Source organism: Roseateles sp., from assembly GCF_039595295.1.
Lineage (GTDB): Bacteria > Pseudomonadota > Gammaproteobacteria > Burkholderiales > Burkholderiaceae_C > Roseateles.
In genome coordinates this window covers 118,509-139,762 of the sequence record NZ_JBCNLU010000002.1, presented here as the reverse complement: position 1 = coordinate 139,762, position 21,254 = coordinate 118,509, and the positions used below count along the sequence as shown (strand labels likewise).

Annotated in this window: 14 protein-coding genes; 5 read left to right on the top strand and 9 right to left on the bottom strand. The window is 68.3% G+C overall.

Annotated features, from left to right (window positions below; all coding sequences use genetic code 11):
* Positions 1–97: 97 nt before the first annotated feature.
* Together ABDW59_RS02625 and ABDW59_RS02620 are read left to right on the top strand one after the other, a co-directional pair.
* Positions 98–1,378: a flavin-dependent oxidoreductase gene (locus tag ABDW59_RS02625; RefSeq protein WP_343627864.1), complete on the top strand. Its 1,281-nt coding sequence runs from the start codon at positions 98–100 to the stop codon at positions 1,376–1,378.
* A gap of 164 nt (positions 1,379–1,542) precedes the next feature.
* Positions 1,543–2,664: a Uma2 family endonuclease gene (locus ABDW59_RS02620; RefSeq protein ID WP_343627863.1), complete on the top strand. Its 1,122-nt coding sequence runs from the start codon at positions 1,543–1,545 to the stop codon at positions 2,662–2,664.
* Here the strand turns inward: ABDW59_RS02620 and ABDW59_RS02615 are convergent.
* From ABDW59_RS02615 to ABDW59_RS02600, 4 genes are all read right to left on the bottom strand, one after another.
* Positions 2,659–3,402 (bottom strand): metallophosphoesterase family protein, encoded by a 744-nt coding sequence (locus ABDW59_RS02615; protein WP_343627862.1) that lies wholly within the window; start codon positions 3,400–3,402, stop codon positions 2,659–2,661. The genes ABDW59_RS02620 and ABDW59_RS02615 overlap by 6 nt on opposite strands.
* Before the next feature lie 63 nt (positions 3,403–3,465).
* Positions 3,466–4,356, bottom strand: coding sequence for an S-formylglutathione hydrolase (gene fghA / locus ABDW59_RS02610; RefSeq protein WP_343628001.1), 891 nt, complete (start codon positions 4,354–4,356; stop codon positions 3,466–3,468).
* A 127-nt stretch (positions 4,357–4,483) separates the two neighbouring features.
* On the bottom strand, positions 4,484–5,467 hold the full coding sequence (gshB, locus tag ABDW59_RS02605) for a glutathione synthase (protein ID WP_343627861.1): 984 nt from the start codon (positions 5,465–5,467) through the stop codon (positions 4,484–4,486).
* Positions 5,468–5,509: 42 nt separating this feature from the next.
* The gene (locus ABDW59_RS02600) at positions 5,510–6,691 is read right to left on the bottom strand and encodes a benzoate/H(+) symporter BenE family transporter (RefSeq protein ID WP_343627860.1); all 1,182 of its coding nucleotides are present in this window, start codon (positions 6,689–6,691) and stop codon (positions 5,510–5,512) included.
* A gap of 58 nt (positions 6,692–6,749) precedes the next feature.
* Between ABDW59_RS02600 and ABDW59_RS02595 the strand changes: the two genes are divergently transcribed.
* On the top strand, positions 6,750–7,610 hold the full coding sequence (locus ABDW59_RS02595; protein ID WP_343627859.1) for a hypothetical protein: 861 nt from the start codon (positions 6,750–6,752) through the stop codon (positions 7,608–7,610).
* Between the two features lie 40 nt (positions 7,611–7,650).
* Here the strand turns inward: ABDW59_RS02595 and ABDW59_RS02590 are convergent, their stop codons facing one another.
* Positions 7,651–9,534: a potassium transporter Kup gene (locus ABDW59_RS02590; protein WP_343627858.1), complete on the bottom strand. Its 1,884-nt coding sequence runs from the start codon at positions 9,532–9,534 to the stop codon at positions 7,651–7,653.
* A gap of 209 nt (positions 9,535–9,743) precedes the next feature.
* On the opposite strand from ABDW59_RS02590, the gene ABDW59_RS02585 reads away from it, so the two are divergent.
* On the top strand, positions 9,744–10,625 hold the full coding sequence (locus ABDW59_RS02585) for a hypothetical protein (protein ID WP_343627857.1): 882 nt from the start codon (positions 9,744–9,746) through the stop codon (positions 10,623–10,625).
* Here the strand turns inward: ABDW59_RS02585 and ABDW59_RS02580 are convergent.
* Positions 10,610–13,597, bottom strand: coding sequence for a TonB-dependent receptor (locus tag ABDW59_RS02580; protein WP_343627856.1), 2,988 nt, complete (start codon positions 13,595–13,597; stop codon positions 10,610–10,612). The two genes, ABDW59_RS02585 and ABDW59_RS02580, sit on opposite strands and share 16 nt — an antisense overlap.
* 203 nt (positions 13,598–13,800) lie before the next feature.
* On the opposite strand from ABDW59_RS02580, the gene ABDW59_RS02575 reads away from it, so the two are divergent.
* Positions 13,801–14,709, top strand: coding sequence for a LysR substrate-binding domain-containing protein (locus tag ABDW59_RS02575; RefSeq protein ID WP_343627855.1), 909 nt, complete (start codon positions 13,801–13,803; stop codon positions 14,707–14,709).
* Positions 14,710–14,729: 20 nt separating this feature from the next.
* On the opposite strand, the gene gshA is transcribed toward ABDW59_RS02575, so the two are convergent.
* The 3 genes from gshA to ABDW59_RS02560 all read right to left on the bottom strand — a co-directional run bounded on the left by gshA (position 14,730) and on the right by ABDW59_RS02560 (position 21,134).
* Positions 14,730–16,025: a glutamate--cysteine ligase gene (gene gshA, locus ABDW59_RS02570; RefSeq protein ID WP_343627854.1), complete on the bottom strand. Its 1,296-nt coding sequence runs from the start codon at positions 16,023–16,025 to the stop codon at positions 14,730–14,732.
* A gap of 93 nt (positions 16,026–16,118) precedes the next feature.
* On the bottom strand, positions 16,119–19,775 hold the full coding sequence (locus ABDW59_RS02565) for a hydantoinase B/oxoprolinase family protein (RefSeq protein ID WP_343627852.1): 3,657 nt from the start codon (positions 19,773–19,775) through the stop codon (positions 16,119–16,121).
* A 120-nt stretch (positions 19,776–19,895) separates the two neighbouring features.
* On the bottom strand, positions 19,896–21,134 hold the full coding sequence (locus tag ABDW59_RS02560) for an MFS transporter (protein ID WP_343627850.1): 1,239 nt from the start codon (positions 21,132–21,134) through the stop codon (positions 19,896–19,898).
* Positions 21,135–21,254: the final 120 nt, after the last annotated feature.

The following is a 21,254-nucleotide window of genomic DNA, read 5'->3' as shown; positions in this document are numbered from 1 at the left end:
TCTGTTGCGCAGTGCAACTATCTCGCTTACCCTGCCCCACCCGAACGGACCGTGGGCGCAAGATCCGCGGCAATCGAAGAACGCTTTGGAGACACCCATGCCCCTGGACATCCTGATCGCCGGCGGCGGCATCGGCGGCCTGGCCGCCGCGCTCGCGCTGCACCGCGACGGCCACCGCGTCACCGTCTGCGAGGCCACCGCCGAGCTCAAGCCGCTGGGCGTGGGCATCAATCTGCTGCCGCATGCGGTGGCGGTGCTGGACGAACTCGGTCTGCTGCCCTCGCTTCAGGCGATGGCGGTGCCGACCTCGGCGCTGGTCTTCGCCAACCGGCATGGACAGACCATCTACGAGGACGTGCGCGGCCTGGCCGGCGGCTACAGCCATCCGCAGTTCAGCGTGCATCGCGGCGAGCTGCAGCTGATGCTGTGGCGCGAGGCGGTCGCGCGACTGGGCACCGATCGCATGATCCTGGGCGAGCGCATCACCGGCGCGAAGCTCGATGGCGACGAGGTCGTCGCGCAGCTCACGACATCGGACGGACGCTCGGTCGAGCGGCGCGCGGGCGTGCTGATCGCGGCGGACGGCATCCATTCGACGATCCGTCGTCAGCTCTATCCGGACGAGGGCGCGCCGCGCTGGAACGGGATGATGATGTGGCGCGGCACCTCGCTGGCCAAGCCCTTCCTGGACGGCCGCACGATGGTGCAGGCGGGTCACCGGCGCGCGAAGTTCGTGGTCTATCCGATCGCGCCGCCGCGACCGGACGGGCTGCAGCTGATCAACTGGATCTGCGACCGTCGGCTGCGCGAGGACGGCCTGGGCGGCGGCCTCACGGCGCCCGGTCGCGAGGACTGGAACAAGGCGGGCTCGATCGACGATCTGATGCCGACCTTCGGCGACTGGCGCTTCCCGTGGCTGGACGTGCCCGGCGTGATCCGCGAGGCGACGCAACTGCTGGAGTGGCCCATGGTCGACCGCGATCCGCTGCCGCGCTGGCGCCACGGCCGCATCACGCTGCTGGGCGACGCGGCGCACCCGATGTATCCGATCGGATCGAATGGCGCGACGCAGGCGATCCTCGATGCCAGCGCGATCGCGAAGGCCTTCCGCGAGGAACGTCGCGTGGAGGCGGCGCTCGCGAACTATGAGGCTGAGCGCCGTCCGATGTGCGCGCGTATCGTGGAGCTCAATCGTCAAGAGGGGCTCGACTACATCCTCGACATGGTCGAGGAGCGCGCGCCCCAGGGCTTCGGGAAGCTGGAGGACGTCATCGATCCGGCGGAGGTCGACGCCTTCGTGAAGCGCTACAAGGCGGCGGCCGGACATCGGCAGAGCACGCCGGCGGCGGATGCTTCGACGTCCGCGTCGGCGAGCTAGCGGCGACGACGCCCACCGGGCCTTACCCCCTCGCCCCCGACTTCAGTCACCCATCGACTCTCATCCGGGGCTGTCGACTGGAATCCTGCTGATTCGAGTCAGAGACAGCCCCGCCCGCCCTCCGAAGAATCACACGCTCGTTGTCGGACTGGCAGGAGCGACGGATGGCCCACATGCATGAAGAGCTGGTGATGGATGCGGAGCAGCATGCCCGAGCGGAAACGCAGCACGAAGGGCTGCTTGAGCTGATCGAGGGAACGCCTCACGGCGTCCGGGAGCGTGACCCGCGCTTCTTTCGAGTCCTCGTGAATCTCTCCAACGCGCTGAAGAAGCACCTCGGAGATTCGCCCTATGCGACCCGCATCCAGGGCGAGCGCATCCCCATGGGAAAGCGCGACGTCATCTATCCCGATGCCGTCGTCATCGAGGATTCGGACGCCGGCCGCGCGCCGCGACTCGTGATCGAGATCCTGTCCTCAGAGGTCGACCCCGCAGAACTGCGACGACGCGCCGCCGCCGCCAAGCGCATTCCCAGCCTCGTCGAGTTCGCCAGCATTGACATCGAGCGTCGGACCATCGCGATCCACCACCGCGGGTCCTCGGGAGATTGGCTGCCGGTCTCGGATCCAGCTGCCTCCAACTTCGAGCTCCTGTCTGTCGGTCTGCGCGCGCCGACCGCCACGCTCTTCGAGGGGCTCGACCGGCCGGAGCCGAGGCTGACGCTGAAGGAGTTCCTCGATTGGGATGCCGATGAGGAAACCCGATACGAGTTCATTGGAGGTCGCATCGTCGCCATGACAGCGCCGGTGCTCGGCCACGTCCGGGTATCGATGAATCTGTCCCTCGCCATTGGCTTGCACCTGCGCGGCACGACATGCCGCTGCTACATGGCCAACGCCCAGCTCACATCGACGAAGTCGGGGGACAAGTTCCTGCCCGATCTCGCTGTGGCTTGCCGAAAGGGACCGGATGGCAAGCAGAAAGGCTTGACCGACGCGTTGATGATCGTCGAGGTGCAGTCCCCTTCCACGCGTCGAGTGGATCGGAGCGCCAAGCTCTGGGCGTATCGAACGCTCCCCTCGCTGAAAGAGTACGTGCTGATCGAATTCCAGAAGCGCCGCATCGATCTGCATCGCCGGGAGACCGGCAACCACTGGTCGCTTCACCGCTACGAGGGCGAGGCCTCGCTGGAGCTGAAGTCGGTCGATCTGATCGTGCCTGCCGACGAGATCTACTTCGACGTCGCGGGCGTCGATGACGAGGGGGCACATCAGGACGACCTATGAATCCGCCCGTCCCGTCCTCAACCACCTCGCCCAATCCTCGCGCCCGTTGGCGCTGGCGAGCCTCGCCATCGCCTCATGGTCGTAGGGCACGCTGAGCTGCTGGACATGCCACCCATCGGCGCGACGCTCGATCACCGCGTAGCGCGCGTCCGGCGATCCGGTCTCCGCCACATGCCGCACCGGATGCGCGTCATCCCAGGCCTGCAAGCCGACGCTGCCTGGATTCACCAGCCATTGGCCGCGTGCGGAGCGCAGCGCCCGCGGCACATGCGTGTGGCCGCAGCAGATCACTCGCGCCCGCTCCTGCCCCAGCCTTGAGGCGATCTCCCGCGCGCTCGCCAGGACCAGCCGATGCCCCTCCTGCGTGTCCAGGAAGTACTCGATGTCGCGCCGCGGCGTGCCATGGCACAGCAGCACCTCATCGGTCAGCCGCAGCGTCTTCGGCAGCGAGCGCAGCCAAGCGAGCTCCGATTCCCCCAAGCGCTCCCGCGCGAAGCGGTCCGAGCCGCCACCGGGCTTGGCCGGCGTGATCGCCAGCAACTGGCGCTCATGGTTGCCGGCGATCGTCGGCCAGCCCTGCGTCATCAGATAGCGGGCAGTCTCCAGCGGCAACAGCGGACCGGACAGGATGTCGCCCAGGTTGACAATGCGGTCGACGCCGCGGCGTCGGATGTCCTCGACCACGGCTTCCAGGGCCGGCAGATTGCCGTGGATGTCGGACAGCAAGGCGATGCGCATGAGGCCTCCCGGTGAATCAACTGGTCAGCGCGTCGAGCAACTGGCCCCGCGGCGCTCGCCCGATTACCGATTGATCGATTCGCCGATCAACCGCCGCGCATGGAACGCCAGGTGATCGTCGATCACCGTGGCGATGAAGTAGTAGCCGTGGTCGTAGTCCTCGTGCCGGCGCAGCGTCAGCGGCTGGCTCACCGAAGCGCAGGCCGATTCGAAGGCCTCCGGATGCAGCTGGAACAGGAACTTGTCCGCCAGCCCCTGATCGACCAGGATCCCATGCGGATACGGCGCCTCCTCCCGCGCCTGCATCAGCGCGCTCGCGTCGTGCGCCGGCCAGGCGTCGCGGTCCTCGCCAAGGTAGCCGCTGAAGGCCTTCTCCCCCCAGGGGCAGCGGCTGGGCGCGGCGATGGGCGCCAGTGCCGACAGCGACGCGAACGCGCCCGGATGCCGCAGCGCCAGCGTCAGCGCGCCGTGGCCGCCCATGGAATGGCCCGAGATGCCCGTGCGCGCTGCGTCCAGGCCCAGCGCCTGTTGCACCTGCGGGATCAGCTCGCGCATCAGATAGCTCTCCATGCGCCAGTGCGTAGACCAGGGCGACTGCGTCGCGTCCAGGTAGAAGCCCGCCGCCACGCCGAAATCCCAGGACGCCGTCGCGCCGGGAATCGCCGACACCGCCTCGCCGCGCGGGCTGGTGTCGGGCATCAGCAGACCCAGGCCCAGCTCCGAGGCCAGACGCTGGGCGCCCGCCTTCATCGTGAAGGTCTCTTCGGTCGCGGTCAGGCCGACCAGGAAGACCAGCAAGCCCTTCGCGCCGCCCGGCGGCACATACAACGCGAAGCGCATCGGCAGGCCGATCTCGGCCGACTCATGCGTAAGGAAAAGCTGCCGACCGCCGTAGCTGCCGTGCTCGTTCGTGACCGTGCCCAGCGCCGTCACGGCCTGCACTTGCTGTCGCATATCCATCAGTACTTCTCCAACTTCTTAAGCTTCTTGGGCTTCTTGGGCTTCTTGGGCTTCTCTGGCTCGCATGTCACTCGGCGAGCGCTTGGACTCATCCCGGCTGGGGGTCAGGCGTTGCCCTCGCTCAGGCCGCCGCGGCGACGCCCGCTTCCAGCGCGTCGATGAAGACGGCGCCGACGTCGAATCCCGTCTGCTGCATGATTTCCTGGAAGCAGGTCGGGCTGGTGACGTTGATCTCGGTCATCTTGTCGCCGATCACGTCCAGCCCCACCAGCAGCAGGCCGCGCGCCGCCAGCACCGGCGCCAGCGCCTCGGCGATGCGGCGGTCCGCGTCGCTCAGCGGCTGCGCCACGCCCTTGCCCCCGGCGGCCAGATTGCCGCGCACCTCGGTGCCCTGCGGAATGCGCGCCAGCGAGTAAGGGACCGGCTTGCCGCCGATCAGCAGGATGCGCTTGTCGCCCTGCGCGATCTCCGGCACGAAGCGCTGCACCATCACCGACTGCGCACCGTTCTTGTTCAGCGTCTCGATGATGCTGCCCAGGTTCAGCGCGTCCTCCTTGACGCGGAAGATGCCCATGCCGCCCATCCCGTCCAGCGGCTTGAGGATGACGTCGCGGTGCTCGGCGTGGAAGGCGCGGATCGCCGCCGCCGAGCGCGTCACCAGCGTCGGCGTGATGAACTGAGGGAACTCCAGGATCGCGAGCTTCTCCGGGTGGTCGCGCAGCGCGGCCGGCTTGTTGAAGACCTTGGCGCCCTCGCGCTCGGCCTGCTCCAGCAGGTGGGTGGCATAGAAGAACTCGGAATCGAAAGGCGGATCCTTGCGCATCAGCACGGCATCCACGTCGGCCAGGGCCAGGTCTTGCGTGGCGGTGACGGCGTGCCAGATCTCGATCTTGGTGCCGGCCTGGCTGGCCTTGGCCTCCTCGGTCAACTCGAGCCGCCGCGCCGCATGCGCGGTCACGCGGCCGCCGCTGACCCAGAGCAGGTCCGGCACCTCGCAGACCCAGATCTCATGGCCGCGTCGGGCGGCCTCGCGCATCATCGCGAAGGTGGAGTCCTTGTAGGTGTTGAACGCGGACAGCGGATCGGCGACGAACAGGATCTTCATGAGCGGGTCTTTCTTCGGAACGTCGACGCGTCGCGCCGGCGGTTACTTCGGGGAGCTGGAGGAAGCCCGGAAGTGTTGCACCAAAAGAGAAACCGCACCGGCGACCACCCCCCAGAAGGCCGATCCGATGCCGGCCATCGTCAGGCCGGACAGCGTCACCAGGAAGGTCAGCATCGCCGCGTCGCGGTGGCGCTCGTCCTTAAGCGCCGCGGACAGGCCGCCGCCGATCGTGCCCAGCAAGGCCAGCCCGGCGACGGCGGCGACCAGCTCGCGCGGGAAGGCAGTGAGCAGGCCCACGACCGCGCCTCCCGCCAGGCCGACCGCCAGATAGAAGACGCCGGCCATGGCGGAGGCCGTGTAGCGGCGCGAGGGGTCCTCATGCGCCTCGCGACCCATGCAGATGGCGGCGGTGATCGCGGCCAGATTGAAGGCGTAGCCGCCGAAGGGCGCGAAGACGACCGACGCCAGACCCGTCACCGCGATGCTCGCCGACACCGGCGTCTGGTAGCCCGAGGCGCGTTGGGCAGCCACGCCAGGCAGGTTCTGCGAGGCCATCGTCACCAGGAACAGCGGCAGGGCGATGCTCATCAGCGCGGTGAACGAGAAGCTCGGCGTGACCCACACCGGATGTGCCCAGCCCCACTCGACGGCCTCCAGATGCAGGCGGCCCTGCGCGGCGGCGACCACGATGCCGGCGACCAGCACCAGCGGCGTGGCGTAGCGCGGGATGAATCGGCGCGCCAGCACATAGGCCAGCGCCATGGTGAGCACGATGGCCGGCGCGGTCTTCGCGGCGAGCACCGCGTCCAGGCCGAAGCGCGCCAGCACGCCGGCCAGCAGCGCGGAGGCGATGGCGAGCGGGATGCGGTCCATGATGCGTTCGAACCAGCGGGTGGCACCGGCGATGAAGATCAGCGTGCCGCAGATCAGGAAGGCGCCGACGGCCTCGCCCATGGACACGCCGGAAATGCCGGCCAGCAGCGCGGCGCCTGGCGTGGACCAGGCGGTGAGGATGGGTTGGCGGGTCCAGAGCGACAGGCCCAGGCTGGTCAGGCCCATGCCCAGGCCCAGCGCCCAGATCCAGGAGCTGGTCTGCGCGGGCGTCGCGCCCAGCGACTGCGCCGCCTGGAACACGATCGCCACCGAGCTCGTGAAGCCCACGAGCACCGCGACGAAGCCCGCGACGGCGGACGAGAGGGACAGGTCTTGCAGCCAGCGTTTCATGGCGGCAAGCATAACGACCACGATGCGGCTAGAGTCCGGCCCCACAGGGAGAAACACAATGAACAAGCATCACATCGCGCGCACGGCGGCGATGCTCGGCATCGCCTTGGCCGGATGGTCCGGACAGATCGGGCCCGGCGCGCAGGCGGCCAGCATCGGGACTCTGTTGGGAGACCCGCGCATCAGCGGTCTCATCAAGCCCGGCGAACTCGAGGAGGCCAAGCGCGACCTCACCGGAAAATTCGCCAATCCGCTGATCCTGAGAGTCGACCCCGACAGCTACGGTCGCGAGGTCATGCGCATCGGCCTGTGGCTGCGCGAGCAGCAACCCGCGATCAAGCTGCGCGGCCACTGCGTCGGTGCCTGTGCGTGGTTCATGCTCGACAGCGGCCGCAGCCTGGAAGTCGACAAGGACTCGGTGATCGCCTTCGGCATGCTGCCCGAGCTCTGGGCCAGCGTCAGCGAGCAGCTGGATGCCGGTGCGCTGAGCATTGACGACGATCGGTCCAGCGCCTCCGTTGCCTCGTTCAAGGCCAAGTTCCCGCCGGCGATCTGGACGGCATCGGCCGAGCTGCGCGAGGGCCGGCGCACCCAGTCGCGGGTGCCCGAGTACATCCAGCAATTTGTCGAAGGATCCACCAGCCTCGGCGTCAACCAGGCGGTCCATGACGACGACAGCTTCCGGATGCAGTTCACGCTCTCGCGAGAACGCTGCGTCTGGTGGGTGCCCGACGCCGAAGGTCTGCGGCAACTGGGCTTGAACGTCCCCGGCTACACGCCGCCTTCGCCCGCTCGCGCGGCGAAGGTGCTGGGCATCTCGGAGAAGGGGATCTACATCGGCCCGGCCTTGCAGAAGCCGCTCGCCGAGCCCCTGTGCGAAGGGGACCCCAACTTCAAGCTGAAGCTTCCCCGGATTTGATGCCGGCTGCGGCGGCGATCGAGGTCGCCGCCGCGCGGCCTCAGATCTCCACCTTCGACCCCAGCTCCACGATCCGGTTGGCCGGCAGGTGCAGGAAGTCCGCCGCGGCCGCGGCGTTGCGGTGCATGCTCGCGAAGAGCTTCTCCCGCCACAGCGCCATGCCCGATCCGATCGTCGGGATCACGATGTCCCGCGACAGGAAGTAACTGGTCTCCATCTCCTCCAAATGCACGCCGTGCGTCTCCAGCAGCTTGAGCGCGTCCGGCACGTCCGGCTCGTTCTTGAAGCCGAAGTGCAGCGTGACCTGCCAGCAGTCGTTGTCCAGGCTCTCGACGTCGACCCGCTTGTCGAAGCCGATCCACGGCACCTCGTGATGCTTGACGCTCACGAACAGGTTCTGCTGGTGCAGCACCTTGTTGTGCTTGAGGTTGTGCAGCAGCGCATTGGGCGTCACGCCCTGCTCCGCCGCCAGGAACACCGCGCTGCCCGACACCCGCGTCGGCGGGTTGATGAACACCGCCTCCAGGAAACTCTTCAGATCGATGGCGTCCTCGCGCAGCTTGTCCGACAGCTGCCGCCGGCCCTGCTTCCAGGTCAGCATCAGCGTGAACATGCCGATGCCGATCAGCAGCGGGAACCAGCCCCCGTGCGTCACCTTCAGCAGGTTGGACGCGAGGAACGTCGCGTCGATGACGAAGAACAGCCCCGTCGCCACGATGCACAGCCACAGCGGATAGCGCCAGCCGAAACGGATCACGAAGAAGGTCATCACCGTGGTGATGGTCATGTCGATGGTCACGGCCACGCCGTAGGCGCCGGCCAACCGGCTCGACGAGCCGAAGAAGGCCACCGCCACCACGACGAAGACGAACAGCCCCCAATTCACGAAGGGCACGTAGATCTGACCGATGTCGCGCACCGACGTGTGGATGATCCGCATGCGCGGCAGCAGCCCCAGCTGCACCGCCTGCTTGGTCACCGAGAATGCCGCCGTGATCAGCGCCTGCGAGGCCACGATGGCCGCCAGCGTCGCCAGACAGAACAGCGGAATCTGCGCCCATTGCGGCGCGATCAGGAAGAAGGGGTTCTTGATGGCCTCGGGCCGGTCCAGCAGCAGCGCCCCCTGGCCGAAGTAATTCAGCACCAGCGCCGGCATCACGAAGCCGTACCACGCGATGCGGATCGGCTTCTTCCCGAAATGCCCCAGGTCCGCGTAAAGCGCCTCGCCCCCGGTGACCACCAGCACCACCGCGCCCAGCGCGACGAAGGCCACCCAGCCGTAATGGACGCAGAACTCGATCGCGTACAGCGGGTTGATGGCCTGCAGCACATGCGGGTTGCGCACGATTTGAGGGACGCCCAGCAGCGCCAGCGAGGTGAACCACACCAGCATCACCGGGCCGAAGGCCTTGCCCACGCCGCTGGTGCCGAAACGCTGTACCGCGAAGAGTCCCGCCAGCACCACCAGCGTGATGGGGACGATGGCGTCGTCGTACTGCGGGAAGTAGACGTCGATGCCCTCGACCGCGCCCAGCACCGTCATCGCGGGCGTGATCACCGCGTCTCCGAAGAAGATGGCGGTGCCGAACAGACCGACCATCATCAGACCGCGCCGCAGCGGCGGCTTGCCGCTGACGGCCGTCGTGGCCAGGGCCAGCATCGCGATCAGGCCGCCCTCGCCGTTGTTGTCCGCGCGCAGGATCAGCAGCACGTACTTGAGCGAGACGATGATGGTCATCGTCCAGAACAGCAGCGACAGCACGCCCAGCACGTTGTCGTGGTTCATCGGCACGTGGCCGCCGTGGAAGACTTCCTTCAGCGCGTAGAGCGGGCTGGTGCCGATGTCGCCGTAGACGACGCCCAGCGCGCCGATGGTCAGGCCGGCCAGGGCCGCAGGGGAACGGGCCGCGTTGTGTGAACTCACGAAAAGCAGGGGCGGCCACGCAAGCGGCCGCCGGAAGTCGAAAGCGCGTATTGTCTGCCCTTCGTTGTGCAGTGCGTCAACCGGCTTTACCGGCGTCACCCGGCTTCGCGGGGACGGGCTTGACGGCCGCAGACAGTTGCGCTTGGGTGGCGGATGCCCCTGGCTCGGCCCCGGACTGACGGCCTCTTCTGATTCCGGAGCCGCTTTCCATGCCCTCGATGACTGGTGTCGCACGATCTCTGTTCTCGGCCTGTCTGGCCGGCGTGAATGGCGACAAGCCCGTGCCGCCGGCCAACTCGGATAAGGCACGGGAACAAGCGTTGGGACGGGTGCTGGGGTCCTTCTTCCAGGCGGGCAAGACGACGTGGGCCGATTTGACCCGCCAGGTCGCTTCGAGGAGCCCGCGGACACTCGACACGTCGTCGCGCGTGGGCTTCGCCACGAACCGATCGACGCTGAATCCGCCACGCCCGCATTTCGTGATCCGGACCTATGACCAGAACCTGCTGTCTCAGTACCGCACTCGGGTGCACGACCCCCGCGCCCGGATGAAGGGCCCGGACTGCGAGGTGCCGGTGACGCGCGCCGGCGTGCCGGAGCCGACCCCGCTCAACCAGTTGCTGGACGCCTGCGAGGAGGCGATTAAGCAAGGCCTGGAGCCCGTGGCGTACGGGGAGAAACCCGAGCGGTTGACGCGCTTGATTCGGATTGCCAGAGAGATCCGGAACACCGTGCGGGAAGGTTCCCCTGATCTGCACAGGTTCGATCCCGACATCGTGCTGGATGCCTGCGCGTGCGAGCCAGAGAAGGGTTTGGTGCAGTTGACGGCGGAAGACATCGCCGCGTTGCTGGCCTTCACCCTCTTTCAGAAAGCGATGACGGTGTCCCCCACACTGCGGGCCAGCACCGTGATGGATCCGGCCGCGCCGATCCGACGCGAGGCCGGCCAAATGGAAGCGGCACTGAGACGCGGCAATGAAAGCGCGGCGGAAACAGAAACGGGCCGGAACCCCGCAGGATTCCGGCCCGTGGCGGGGTCCCGAGGACCCCGCGATGAGCGACGCTCAGCCTTCGATCAGTCGAAGGTGTAGGTCGCGCTCAGCTGCCAGCGGCGGCCGATCTGACCCGTGGTGTTGACGTCGTAGTACGACCAGGCCGAGGGCACCGAGCCCGCGTTGGTGGCGTCGTACTTGTTCGTCACGTTCAGGACCGAGCCGTACAGGCGCAGGTTCTTGAAGCCGGTGTAACCGATGCCCAGGTCCACCGTGCGGTCACGGTTGGAGGTGCACCAGCCGGCGGCGCTCGGCACGGCCTGGGCCGCGGTCGGGTTGTTGCGGCACTGGGCCGTGGTCGACAGGCTCCACAGCGGATCGCTGTGGTTGAAGCGCGTCCACACGTTCCAGTCGTTCAGACGCCAGTCCAGACGCACCGTCGCGCGGGTGCGCGGCACGCCGCCCGAGGTCGTGCCCGCCCAGTGGTCCACCGCCGACGTGTCCAGGACCTTCTGGTCATAGCGCGGCGTGTAGGTGCCCTCGAACTTCACCTTGAACTTGCCGAACGAGGTCGCCGGGAAGCGGATGTTCAGCTCGTAGTCCACACCGGAGGTGACGGTGTAGTTGAAGTTGGCGTAGTTGCGGGTCAGGCCCAGGATCGGACCGCTGTTGGGGATCAGGTTGCCCGCCGAATCCTTCAGCCAGGTGGCCTGGTTGGGGTCGCGGATCAGGAACTGCTCGTTGGCGGACGGATTGGCGATGTAGGCCTCCATCACCGCCAGACCCGGCTGGACGCGGATCTCGTTCTTGCGCTTGAAGTACCACAGGTCCACGGCCAGGTCGACGTAGTCGGTCGGCGTGGCGATGAAGCCGAAGGTCAGCGAGTTGGACTTCTCGGGCTTCAGATCCGGGTTGGCCGACACGACCGTCGGGATGCTGCCCGGGCGCTCGGTGGTCGGGATGCCGGCGGTGTAGCCCAGCACGTTGCAGTCACGCCATTGGTTGGGCAGCGTGGACTTGCTCTTGAGCGCGTTCGGGTTGCTGATGTCGCAACGCAGCGGGTCGTAGACGCGGGTGGCCGTGTTGCTGTGGAAGGACAGCGAGTAGCCGGTGCCGATCTGCGAGATCGACGGCGCGCGGTAGCCCGTGGCGGCCGTGCCGCGGAAGGCCAGACGGCTCGGGAAGGCCGACCACTTGAAGCCCAGCTTGCCGGTGGTGGAGTTGCCGAAGTCGCTGTAGTTCTCGAAGCGCAGGGCGGCCTGGGCTTCCAGGGACTTCAGCACCGGCAGACGCAGTTCGCTGAAGGCGCCGACCATGTTGCGGCTGCCGTGCGACTCGTTGGCCACCAGGCCGATGTAATCGCCCTTCTTGTAGTTGTCGTCCGGGGTGGCCGACAGCTTCTCGTGACGGGCTTCCAGGCCCAGGGCCACGCCGGCCTTGCCGCCGGCCATGTCCCACAGCTCACGGCTGGCGCGGGCGTCGATGGAGGTGATCTCCGACTCGCCCTTGTTGGTCGCGTCGGCCGAGATCGAGGCGATCGCGGCGGCGTTGTTCTGCTTGCCGAAGTGGTACAGACCGCCGGCGGGCGCGAGCGCCGCGGTCAGGCCCGAGCGCAGCAGGCGGCCGGTGCGGATCGCCTTGTTGTCCGAGCGGCTGTAGACGATGGCGGTGTCGTAGTCCCAGCCCTTGAACTCGCCGATCAGGCCGGTGCTCAGACGCACGGCCTGCAGGTCGGAGACGACGTCCTGCGAGATGTCCTCGAAGCGGTACAGCAGCTGCACGGCTCGCTGCTGGGCGGCGGGCAGGCCGTTGGTCGGGTTGTCCGGATGGCCGACCGGCAGGATCAGCGCGTTCTGCGAGATGGTCTGGCCGTTGGGCAGGAACCAGGTCGAGGCGCGCGGGTCGGCCGAGGACACCAGCGACGAGGTCAGCGCATAAGGCGCCGAACGCTGCGTCGTCTTGGTCTTGGAGAACATCAGGTCGACGTAGGCCGTCGTGTCGTTGTTCACCAGGAAGTTGCCGCGGACGGAGCCGCTGACGCGGTCCTGCTTGGCGATGGCTTCGCTGGCGTCGTCCAGGTTGTAGCGGCACTGGCCGGCCGGGTAGACCGAGCTGCTCACCGGCGACTTGGTCGGCACGCCCTTGCCCACCGTCAGCGCGTCCGGGCAACCGTTCAGGGTGCCCAGGTAGGAGCTGCCGTCGACGTTGGTGTTGGCCGTGGTGGCCGTGGTCGGGACGGCGTAGTAGTTGGCGTAGAAGGAGTTGCGGCTGCTGGGGAAGAAGCTGGGCAGCACGCTTTGCGTGGCGTTCCAGGCGTCGTACTGGGCCAGGTTGCCGACGTTCTTCAGCTCGTTGTAGCCGACGCGGTCGCGGTGATAGACGTCCAGGCCGCCGAAGACGTTGAAGCGCTGCGTGTCCAGGTTGCCGTAGCCGAATCCGATGTTGGCGCTCTGGTTCTTGCCCGCGCCGTGGTCGTTCGCGCCGGTCGAGGCGCTGATCTCGGCACCCTGGTATTCCTTCTTCAGCACGAAGTTGATCACGCCGGCCATCGCGTCCGAGCCGTAGATCGCCGAGGCGCCGTCCTTCAGGATTTCAATGCGCTCGATCGCCGACTTGGGGATCGTGTTGGTGCTGATCAGGTTGCCGCGGCCGAAGTTGATGTCCACCGCACCCACCGGCGCCAGACGGCGGCCGTTGATCAGGATCAGGGTGGCCTGCGGGCCCATGCCGCGCATCGAGATGGCCGAAATGCCCGAGACGAAGCCGCTGGCCGCACCGTCGCCCACCGAGCTGATGTCCACCGCGCTATTGGCGCGCAACACATCTTCCAGATTCGCGTAACCTGACGACTTGATGTCCTCGGCGGTGATCACGGTGACGGGAGACGGGGTCTCCTTGTCGGTCCGCTTGATCAGCGAGCCGGTCACTTCCACGCGTTCGAGCTTGGCGGAATCCTGGGGGGCGGGCTTGGCCGGCTGGGTTTGGGCCTGGGCTTGGCTGATCGCGGCGATGGCGGCGACGGCGGCCCAGCACAAGCGGTGCGGGCTGAACGGGTGGGAAGAGCGGGACATGTTGGAAATCACTCCTGTGACGGGACAGACCTTTTTGGGGAGGCTTTTTCATCGGTCTGATGCGATGCACATCAGCCGGCGACAGTCACGGTAAAGATGTGTTTCCAAATTGCTATGAAGCTTTGTGATCCGTAGATGAACCTTTGGTTATGAATGCGTTACCAGCCTCCCCGGAAGGGGCCGAACATTTCGTCATGCGGCGCATGAGCCTTCGCCATGCGCGGGTCTTGCTGGCCTTGCACGAGACCGGAAACGTCAGTCAGGCCGCGGATTTCCTGCATGTGAGCCAGCCCGCAGTGAGCAAGACGCTAGCCGAGCTGGAGCAGGCGCTGGGACAAACCCTGTTCCTGCGGCGCGGACGCAACATGCAGGCCACGCCGGTGGGCAAACGGCTGCTCGAACTGGCCCGCAAGCTCGATGCGGACCTGCAGCGCGCGGCCGGCGACGTGGCGGCGCTGGTGCGCGGCGCCTCCGGGGAACTACGGATAGGGGCGACCAACGCGGCGCTGGCCAAGCTGCTTCCGCTGGCCATCACCGCGATGAAACGCGAGCATCCGCATGTGACCTTGAGCGTGCGCACGCATGCGCTGCGCTCGCTGTTCGCGGAGCTCCAGGCCGGGACGCTGGACCTGATCGTCGCCCGCGCGATGCCGCAGGACGAGCCGCTGGGATTGGTCCGTCATCCGCTGGCTTCTCAGCCGGAGGTGCTGACCATGAGCGCCCATCACCCGCTGGCGCGGACCAAGAGCCTGAGTTGGGAGATCCTGGGCGCGCAGCGCTGGATCTGGCACCTGCCGGGCACGCGCACCCGCATGCTGATGGACCGGCTCTGGCAGCAGATGGGGCTGCCCGCCCCGACCGACCTGATCGAGAGCGGCGACGCGATGCTGTCGGTCAGCCTGATGCGTGAGATGCCGCTGGTCGCGGTGATGCCGCACGACCTGGCGATGGCCGCGGCCAAGCGCGGCACGGTGGTGATCCTGCCGCACGCGGTGGACCTGGGCCTGGGGCCGACCTCGGTCTGGTGCTTGCCCGATGCGCAGGGCGAGGCGCTGGATCGCTTCACCCAGTTGCTGGCCGAAGCGGCTCGCAGCGAGGACATCAAGGCCTGACCCCGACGTCGCCAGAAGGCTCAGGCGTAGTCCTCGGCGTCCGGGTCGGTGGTCTCGAGCTCATAGCTGGCCGCGAGCATGGCCAGCCGGCCGATGACTCCGTACATGTAGAAGCGGTTGGGCGCACTGGCGCCCGGCTTCTCGCCCGGCGCCGGCAGGTGCGACGAGTGGGCGAAAGCCAAGGGAACGTAGCTCGATCCGGGGGCGTTCAGGTTCTCGTCCTCGGCCCGGTCCGCATGCACGCGGTAGAAGCCGCCCACGACGTAGCGGTCCATCATGTAGACCACCGGCTCGGCCACCGCGTCGTGGATGCGCTCATGCGTGGCCACGCCTTCCTGCACCAGCACCTGCGACAGCGCCGGCACGCCCTCCAGCTTGGCCAGCTTGTCGCGCGCCTTGATGGCCAGCGCGTCCAGGTCCTTGGCATCGCGGATGGTCAGCACGCCCAGGCCGTGCGTGCCCGCGTCCGGCTTGACGACGACGAAGGGCTTCTCCTGGATGCCGTACTCCTTGTACTTGCGGCGCGTGCGGGTGAGCGTCGCGTCGACCTGCGCCTGCAGCGCATCCAGGCCCGCCCCGGTGCTGAAATCCAGCCCGTCCACCGCCACCGAGTGCGGATAGATCAGCCACGGGTCCATGCCCAGCAGCTTGGCGAATTTCTTGGACACCTCTTCATAGGCGCGGAAATGCTGGCTCTTGCGGCGCTGCGCCCAGCCGGCGTGCAGCGGCGGGAGCAGGTACTGCTCGTGCAGATGCGTGAGCATGTCCGGGGTGCCGGCCGAGAGGTCGTCGTTGAGCAGGATGGTGCAGGGATCGAAGTCCTTGAGCATCAGGCGCGAGCGCTGCCGCACCAGCGGCTCCAGCGTCAGCCAGGTCGCGTCGGGCAGGGTCAGGGTGGTGGGTTCCTTGACCGACTCGTCCCAGGTGCCCAGCCGCACGTTCAGGCCGGCCATCGAGAAGATGCGCACCAGCGTCGACAGGTTCGAGAGATAGAAGCTGCCGCGGTTCTTCGCTTCCGGGACCAGCAGCAGGTTCTTGGCCTCGGGGCAGATCTTCTCGATCGCCGCCATGGCCGCCTGCACCGCCAGCGGCAGCATCTCGGGGGTCAGGTTGTTGAAGCCGCCCGGGAAGAGATTCGTGTCCACGGGCGCCAGCTTGAAGCCGGCGTTGCGCAGGTCCACCGAGCTGTAGAACGGGGGCGTGTGCTCCATCCACTCGAGCCGGAACCAGCGCTCGATCGCCGGCATCGACTCGAGCACGCGCTGCTCCAGTTCATTGATGGGCCCGGTCAGGGCGGTGATGAGATGAGGGACCATGATGAGCGACGCCTGGACAGCCTGGGAGGGCGGGGTCTTCTGATTCTAGGCACGCGGACATTGGGGTCTTCTCCCACATCTCAAGGGGTCCCCTCACGGGGTGCCGTACCCTCCCCCGCCGGGCGTGCGAATCACGAAGACATCGCCCGGCGCCATCTCCACCTGGCCGATGTGGCCCAGGGTCTCGACGCGGCCGTCGGCCCGCTCGACGAGGTTCTCCCCCACCGCCCCCGGTTGCCCGCCGGCCATGCCGAAAGCGCCCGCCGTACGCCCGTTGCTCAGGATGGAGGCCGTCATCGGCGTGAGGAAGCGGATGCGGCGCTCGCCGCCCTCGCCGCCGGACCAGCGGCCCGCACCGGCCGACCCGTGCCGGATGGCATAGGCGTCCAGCCGCACCGGGAAGCGGAATTCCAGCACCTCCGGATCGGTCAGCCGCGAGTTGGTCATGTGGGTCTGCACGACCGAGGTCCCGTCGAAACCCGGCCCCGCGCCGGAGCCGCCGGAGATGGTCTCGTAGTACTGGTGGGTCGCGTCGCCGAAGGTGAAGTTGTTCATCGTGCAGGGCCCGGCCGCCATCACGCCCAGCGCCCCGTAGAGCGCGTTGGTCACGCACTGCGAGGTCTCGACGTTGCCCGCCACCACCGCCGCCGGATGGCGCGGATTGAGCATGCAGCCCTCGGGCACGATCACGTCGATGGGCTTGAGGCAGCCCGCGTTCAGCGGGATCGCGTCGTCCACCAGCGTGCGGAACACGTAGAGCACCGCCGCCATCGTGATCGACTTGGGCGCGTTGAAGTTGTTGGGCTGCTGCGCGCTGGTGCCGCTGAAGTCCACCGTGGCGCGGCGATTCGCCGCGTCGACCCGGACCGCCACCTGGATGCGCGCGCCGTTGTCCAGCGGCAGCGTGAATGCGCCGTCCTTGAGCACCGAGATCACGCGGCGCACCGACTCCTCGGCGTTGTCCTGCACGTGGCGCATGTAGGCCTCGACCGTCGCGCGGCCGAACTGCGCCACCATCGCGCGCAGCTCCTGCACGCCCTTCTCGTTGGCGGCGACCTGGGCGCGCAGGTCGGCCAGGTTCTGCGCCGGATTGCGGCTCGGATGCGGACCGCCGGTCAGCAGCGCCGTCAGCGCCGCCTCGCGCAGCCGGCCTTGCTCGACCAGCTTGAAGTTGTCGATCAGCACGCCCTCCTCGGTGATGTCCTTGGAGAATGGCGGCATGGAGCCCGGCGTGATGCCGCCGATGTCGGCGTGGTGACCGCGGCTGGCGACGAAGAAGCCCGGCGCGGCGTCGGGCCCCGCATCCGAGTCGAGGAACACCGGCGTGACCACGGTGATGTCGGGCAGGTGGGTGCCGCCGTGATACGGGTCGTTGAGCACGAACACGTCGCCGGGCTTCATGCCGGGATTGCGCGCAATGACCGAGCGGATGGATTCGCTCATCGAGCCCAGATGCACCGGCATGTGCGGCGCGTTGGCGATCAGCTGGCCCTCGCGGTCGAAGAGCGCGCAGCTGAAGTCCAGCCGCTCCTTGATGTTGACCGAGTAGGCCGTGTTCTGGAGCCGCAGCCCCATCTGCTCGGCGATGTTCATGAACAGGTTGTTGAACACCTCCAGCACCACCGGATCGGCCTCGGTCCCCAGCGCGTGAGCGCGCACGCGATCACGGACGCGCGTCAGCAGCAGGTCGCCGTTGCCTTGCAGTTCGGCGCGCCAGCCGGCGTCGACGACGGTGGTGGCGTTGCGCTCGGCCACGATGGCCGGACCGTCGATGCGGGCGCCCGGGCTCAGCCGTTCGCGCCGATGCAGCGAGGCCTCGCGCCAACCGGCCGGCTGCTCATCGGCCAGGCAGTACATGCGCACCCGCGCCGCCGGCTCGGGCTCATGGGCGCCGGCGATGCCGGCATCGGCCGGCTCGGCCAGGGCCGCGCCCGCGGCCAGGCACTCGACCGACACCGCTTCCACGATCAGCGGCCGGTCCGGCATCAGGAAGGCGAAGCGTTGGCGGTACGCGGCCTCGAAGGCCTCGCGCATCGCCGCGATGGCGGCGGTCGAGGGCTCATGCAGCGGCAGCGGGCAGGTGAGCGCGGTGTCGGTGCCCTGGTAGCGCAGCTGCGCCCGCGCGACCGTGCGCAGCGCCTCGGCCTGCACGCCCTGCTCGACCAGCTCGCCCGAGGCCTGTCCGGCCAGGGTCTGCGCCGCCGTGCGCGCCGCTTCCAGACCCGCGGCGTCGAGCGGCCGCTCGATCGAGGCTTCGCGCATCGCGGTCTGGTCGGCCAGGCCCATGCCGTAAGCGCTCAGCACGCCGGCGAAGGGATGCGCCAGGATGCGCGTCATGCCCAGCGCGTCCGCGACCAGGCAGGCCGCCTGGCCGCCCGCGCCGCCGAAGCACTGCAGCGTGTAGCCGGTGACGTCGTAGCCGCGCGCGACCGAGATCCGCTTGATCGCGTTGGCCATCGCGCCGACGGCGATCTGCAGCGCGCCGGCCGCGACCTCCTCGGCGCTGGTGGTCTTGCCGGCGGCTGACAGCTGCGCGGCCAGCTCGGCGAAGCGCTGCTTCACCACCTCGCCGTCCAGCGGCTGATCCGCGCCGGGTCCGAAGACGCGCGGGAAGTGATCCGGCTGGATGCGGCCCAGCATCACGTTGGCGTCGGTGGTCGCCAGAGGACCGCCGCGTCGGTAGCTCGCGGGACCCGGGTTCGCGCCCGCCGAGGCCGGCCCCACGCGCAAGCGCGCGCCATCGAAGGCGATCACCGAGCCGCCGCCCGCCGCCACCGTGTGGATGCTCATCATGGGCGCGCGCATGCGCACGCCGGCCACCTCGGTGTCGAAGGCGCGTTCGAACTCGCCGGCGAAGTGGCTGACGTCGGTGGAAGTGCCGCCCATGTCGAAGCCGATGACCTTGTCATGCCCGGCCGCCTGCGCGGTGCGCACCATGCCGACGATGCCGCCGGCAGGCCCGCTCAGGATCGCGTCCTTGCCCTGGAAGCGCCGCGCCTCGGTCAGGCCGCCGGAGCTCTGCATGAAGAACAGCCGCACGCCCGGCATCTCGCCGGCGACCTGGTCGACGTAGCGGCGCAGGATCGGGCTCAGGTAGGCGTCGACGACGGTGGTGTCGCCGCGCGGGATCAGCTTCATCAGCGGGCTGACTTCGTGCGACACCGAGATCTGCGTGAAACCGACCGCCTCGGCCAGCCGCTTGGCGGCGAGCTCGTGCGCCGGCGCGCGCCAGCCGTGCAGGAAGACGATGGCGCAGGCGCGCAGACCGGCGTCGAACGCGGATTGCAGCTCGGCATGCAGCGCGGGCTCGTCCAGCGGCTCGAGCTCGGCGCCCTGCGCGTCGACGCGCTCGTTCGCCTCGATCACGCGCTCGTAGAGCAGTTCGGGAAGCTGGATGTGGCGCTCGAAGAGCTTGGGCCGGGCCTGCGTCGCGATGCGCAGCGCATCGCGGAAGCCGCGCGTGGTCACCAGCAGCGTGCGGTCGCCGCGGCGCTCCAGCAGCGCGTTGGTCGCCACCGTCGTGCCCATCTTCACGCAGTCGACGCGGTCGGCGGTGATGGGCTCGCCGGGCTTCAGGTCGAGCAGGCGCCGGATGCCCTCGACCGCCGCGTCGCGGTAGTGCTCGGGGTTCTCGGACAACAGCTTGAGCGTGCGCAGCGTGCCGTCCGGCGCGCGGCCCACCAAGTCGGTGAAAGTGCCGCCGCGGTCGATCCAGAACTGCCAGCGATCGGGGACAGGAATGGCTTGCATCGTGAGGTCCAGAAGTCGTTGAAGCGTCAATGGCGTCGAGCGCGTGGGCGCGTCGGGGCGCGATGACGGGGTGAAGCGCGATGAGGTCGTGGGTGAGGACGTGAGGGAGGCGGGGGACGGTCAGGCTGCGGCGGGGGTCAGCTCCCGGCCCCGAGTTTCGGGCAAGGCGAGTGCCGCGATGACCACCAGCCCGTAGCACAGTGCCGCCATCCAGCCCAAGGTCTGCCCCAGCGGCTGCGTGGTGCTGAAGTGGCCGATCAGCGCGGGGCACGCGGCGCCCAGCGCCCGTCCGATGTTGTAGCAAAAGCCCTGGCCGGAGCCGCGCACGTCGCTGGGGAAGAGCTCGGACAGGAAAGCCCCCATGCCCGAGAAGATGCCCGACAGGAAGAAGCCCAGCGGGAAGCCCAGCACCAGCATCAGCCCGTCGGTGATGGGCATCTGCGTGTAGGCCAGCACCAGCACCGCGCCCATGACGGCGAAGAGGATGAAGCAGCGCCGACGGCCGATCGCGTCGCACAGCCAGGCGCTGGTCAGGTAACCGGCGAAGGAGCCCGCGATCAGCACCAGCAGGTAGCCGCTGGTGCCCAGCACCGAGAGCTGGCGCTCGGTCTTGAGGAAAGTCGGCAGCCAGGTCGTGACCGAGTAGTACGCCCCCTGCATGCCGGTGGCCAGCAGGCTGGCCAGCACCGTGTTGCGCAGCAGCGCGGGCGAGAAGATGCGCAGGAAGTTGGCGCGCTCGCCGCGGGCCTTGGCGCGGGCCTGCTCGGCGAGATACACCGGCGGCTCGCCCAGGTTGCGGCGGATGTAGAGGATGAGCAGCGCGGGCAGGATGCCGATCCAGAACAGCACCTTCCACGCCGTCTCGGGCGGCAGCACCGAGTACAGCCCCCAGAACGCCAGCGCCGAGGCGGCCCAGCCGATGGCCCAGCTGCTCTGCACCAGGCCGGCGGCCTTGCCGCGGTGCTTGGCGCTGATGGTCTCCGCGATCAGCACCGAGCCCACCGCCCATTCACCGCCCATGCCGAAGCCCTGCATCGCGCGGGTGAAGAAGAGCTGCTCGAAGGAGCTGGTGAAGCCGCTCAGGAAGGTGAAGATCGCGAACCACAGCACCGTCCACTGCAGCACCCGCACGCGGCCGAAGCGGTCGGCCAGCACGCCCGCCGCCCAGCCGCCGATCGCGGAGGTCAGCAGCGCGCCGGTGGCGATGGCGCCCGCCTGGCCCTTGCTCATGCCCCAGGCCGCGATCAGCGTCGGGATGAGGAAGGTGTAGATCATGTAGTCGAAGCCGTCGACGGCGTAGCCGGCGAAGGTCGCGGTGAGGGTGCGCCGCTCGGCGGGCGTGGTGTCTCGGAGCCACATGGTGTCAGCGTCTTTCTGGTCGTGCCGGATCGACGTCCGGCGAGGGACGGAGACGGCCGTCGTCGTTGCGGAGCGACGGCCGGGACGGTACTGCGAGGACTGCGGGAAGGAGGCGAAAGC

What these genes read in the sequence shown, in the direction of transcription:
- gshB (WP_343627861.1), bottom strand. Translation starts at nt 5,467, where the DNA reads ATGAAGATCCTGTTCGTCGCCGATCCGCTGTCCGCGTTCAACACCTAC.
- ABDW59_RS02620 (WP_343627863.1), top strand. Translation starts at nt 1,543, where the DNA reads ATGGCCCACATGCATGAAGAGCTGGTGATGGATGCGGAGCAGCATGCC.
- ABDW59_RS02625 (WP_343627864.1), top strand. Translation starts at nt 98, where the DNA reads ATGCCCCTGGACATCCTGATCGCCGGCGGCGGCATCGGCGGCCTGGCC.
- ABDW59_RS02595 (WP_343627859.1), top strand. Translation starts at nt 6,750, where the DNA reads ATGAACAAGCATCACATCGCGCGCACGGCGGCGATGCTCGGCATCGCC.
- ABDW59_RS02575 (WP_343627855.1), top strand. Translation starts at nt 13,801, where the DNA reads ATGAGCCTTCGCCATGCGCGGGTCTTGCTGGCCTTGCACGAGACCGGA.
- ABDW59_RS02600 (WP_343627860.1), bottom strand. Translation starts at nt 6,691, where the DNA reads ATGAAACGCTGGCTGCAAGACCTGTCCCTCTCGTCCGCCGTCGCGGGC.
- ABDW59_RS02615 (WP_343627862.1), bottom strand. Translation starts at nt 3,402, where the DNA reads ATGCGCATCGCCTTGCTGTCCGACATCCACGGCAATCTGCCGGCCCTG.
- ABDW59_RS02580 (WP_343627856.1), bottom strand. Translation starts at nt 13,597, where the DNA reads ATGTCCCGCTCTTCCCACCCGTTCAGCCCGCACCGCTTGTGCTGGGCC.
- ABDW59_RS02565 (WP_343627852.1), bottom strand. Translation starts at nt 19,775, where the DNA reads ATGCAAGCCATTCCTGTCCCCGATCGCTGGCAGTTCTGGATCGACCGC.
- gshA (WP_343627854.1), bottom strand. Translation starts at nt 16,025, where the DNA reads ATGGTCCCTCATCTCATCACCGCCCTGACCGGGCCCATCAATGAACTG.
- ABDW59_RS02560 (WP_343627850.1), bottom strand. Translation starts at nt 21,134, where the DNA reads ATGTGGCTCCGAGACACCACGCCCGCCGAGCGGCGCACCCTCACCGCG.
- ABDW59_RS02585 (WP_343627857.1), top strand. Translation starts at nt 9,744, where the DNA reads ATGCCCTCGATGACTGGTGTCGCACGATCTCTGTTCTCGGCCTGTCTG.
- fghA (WP_343628001.1), bottom strand. Translation starts at nt 4,356, where the DNA reads ATGCGACAGCAAGTGCAGGCCGTGACGGCGCTGGGCACGGTCACGAAC.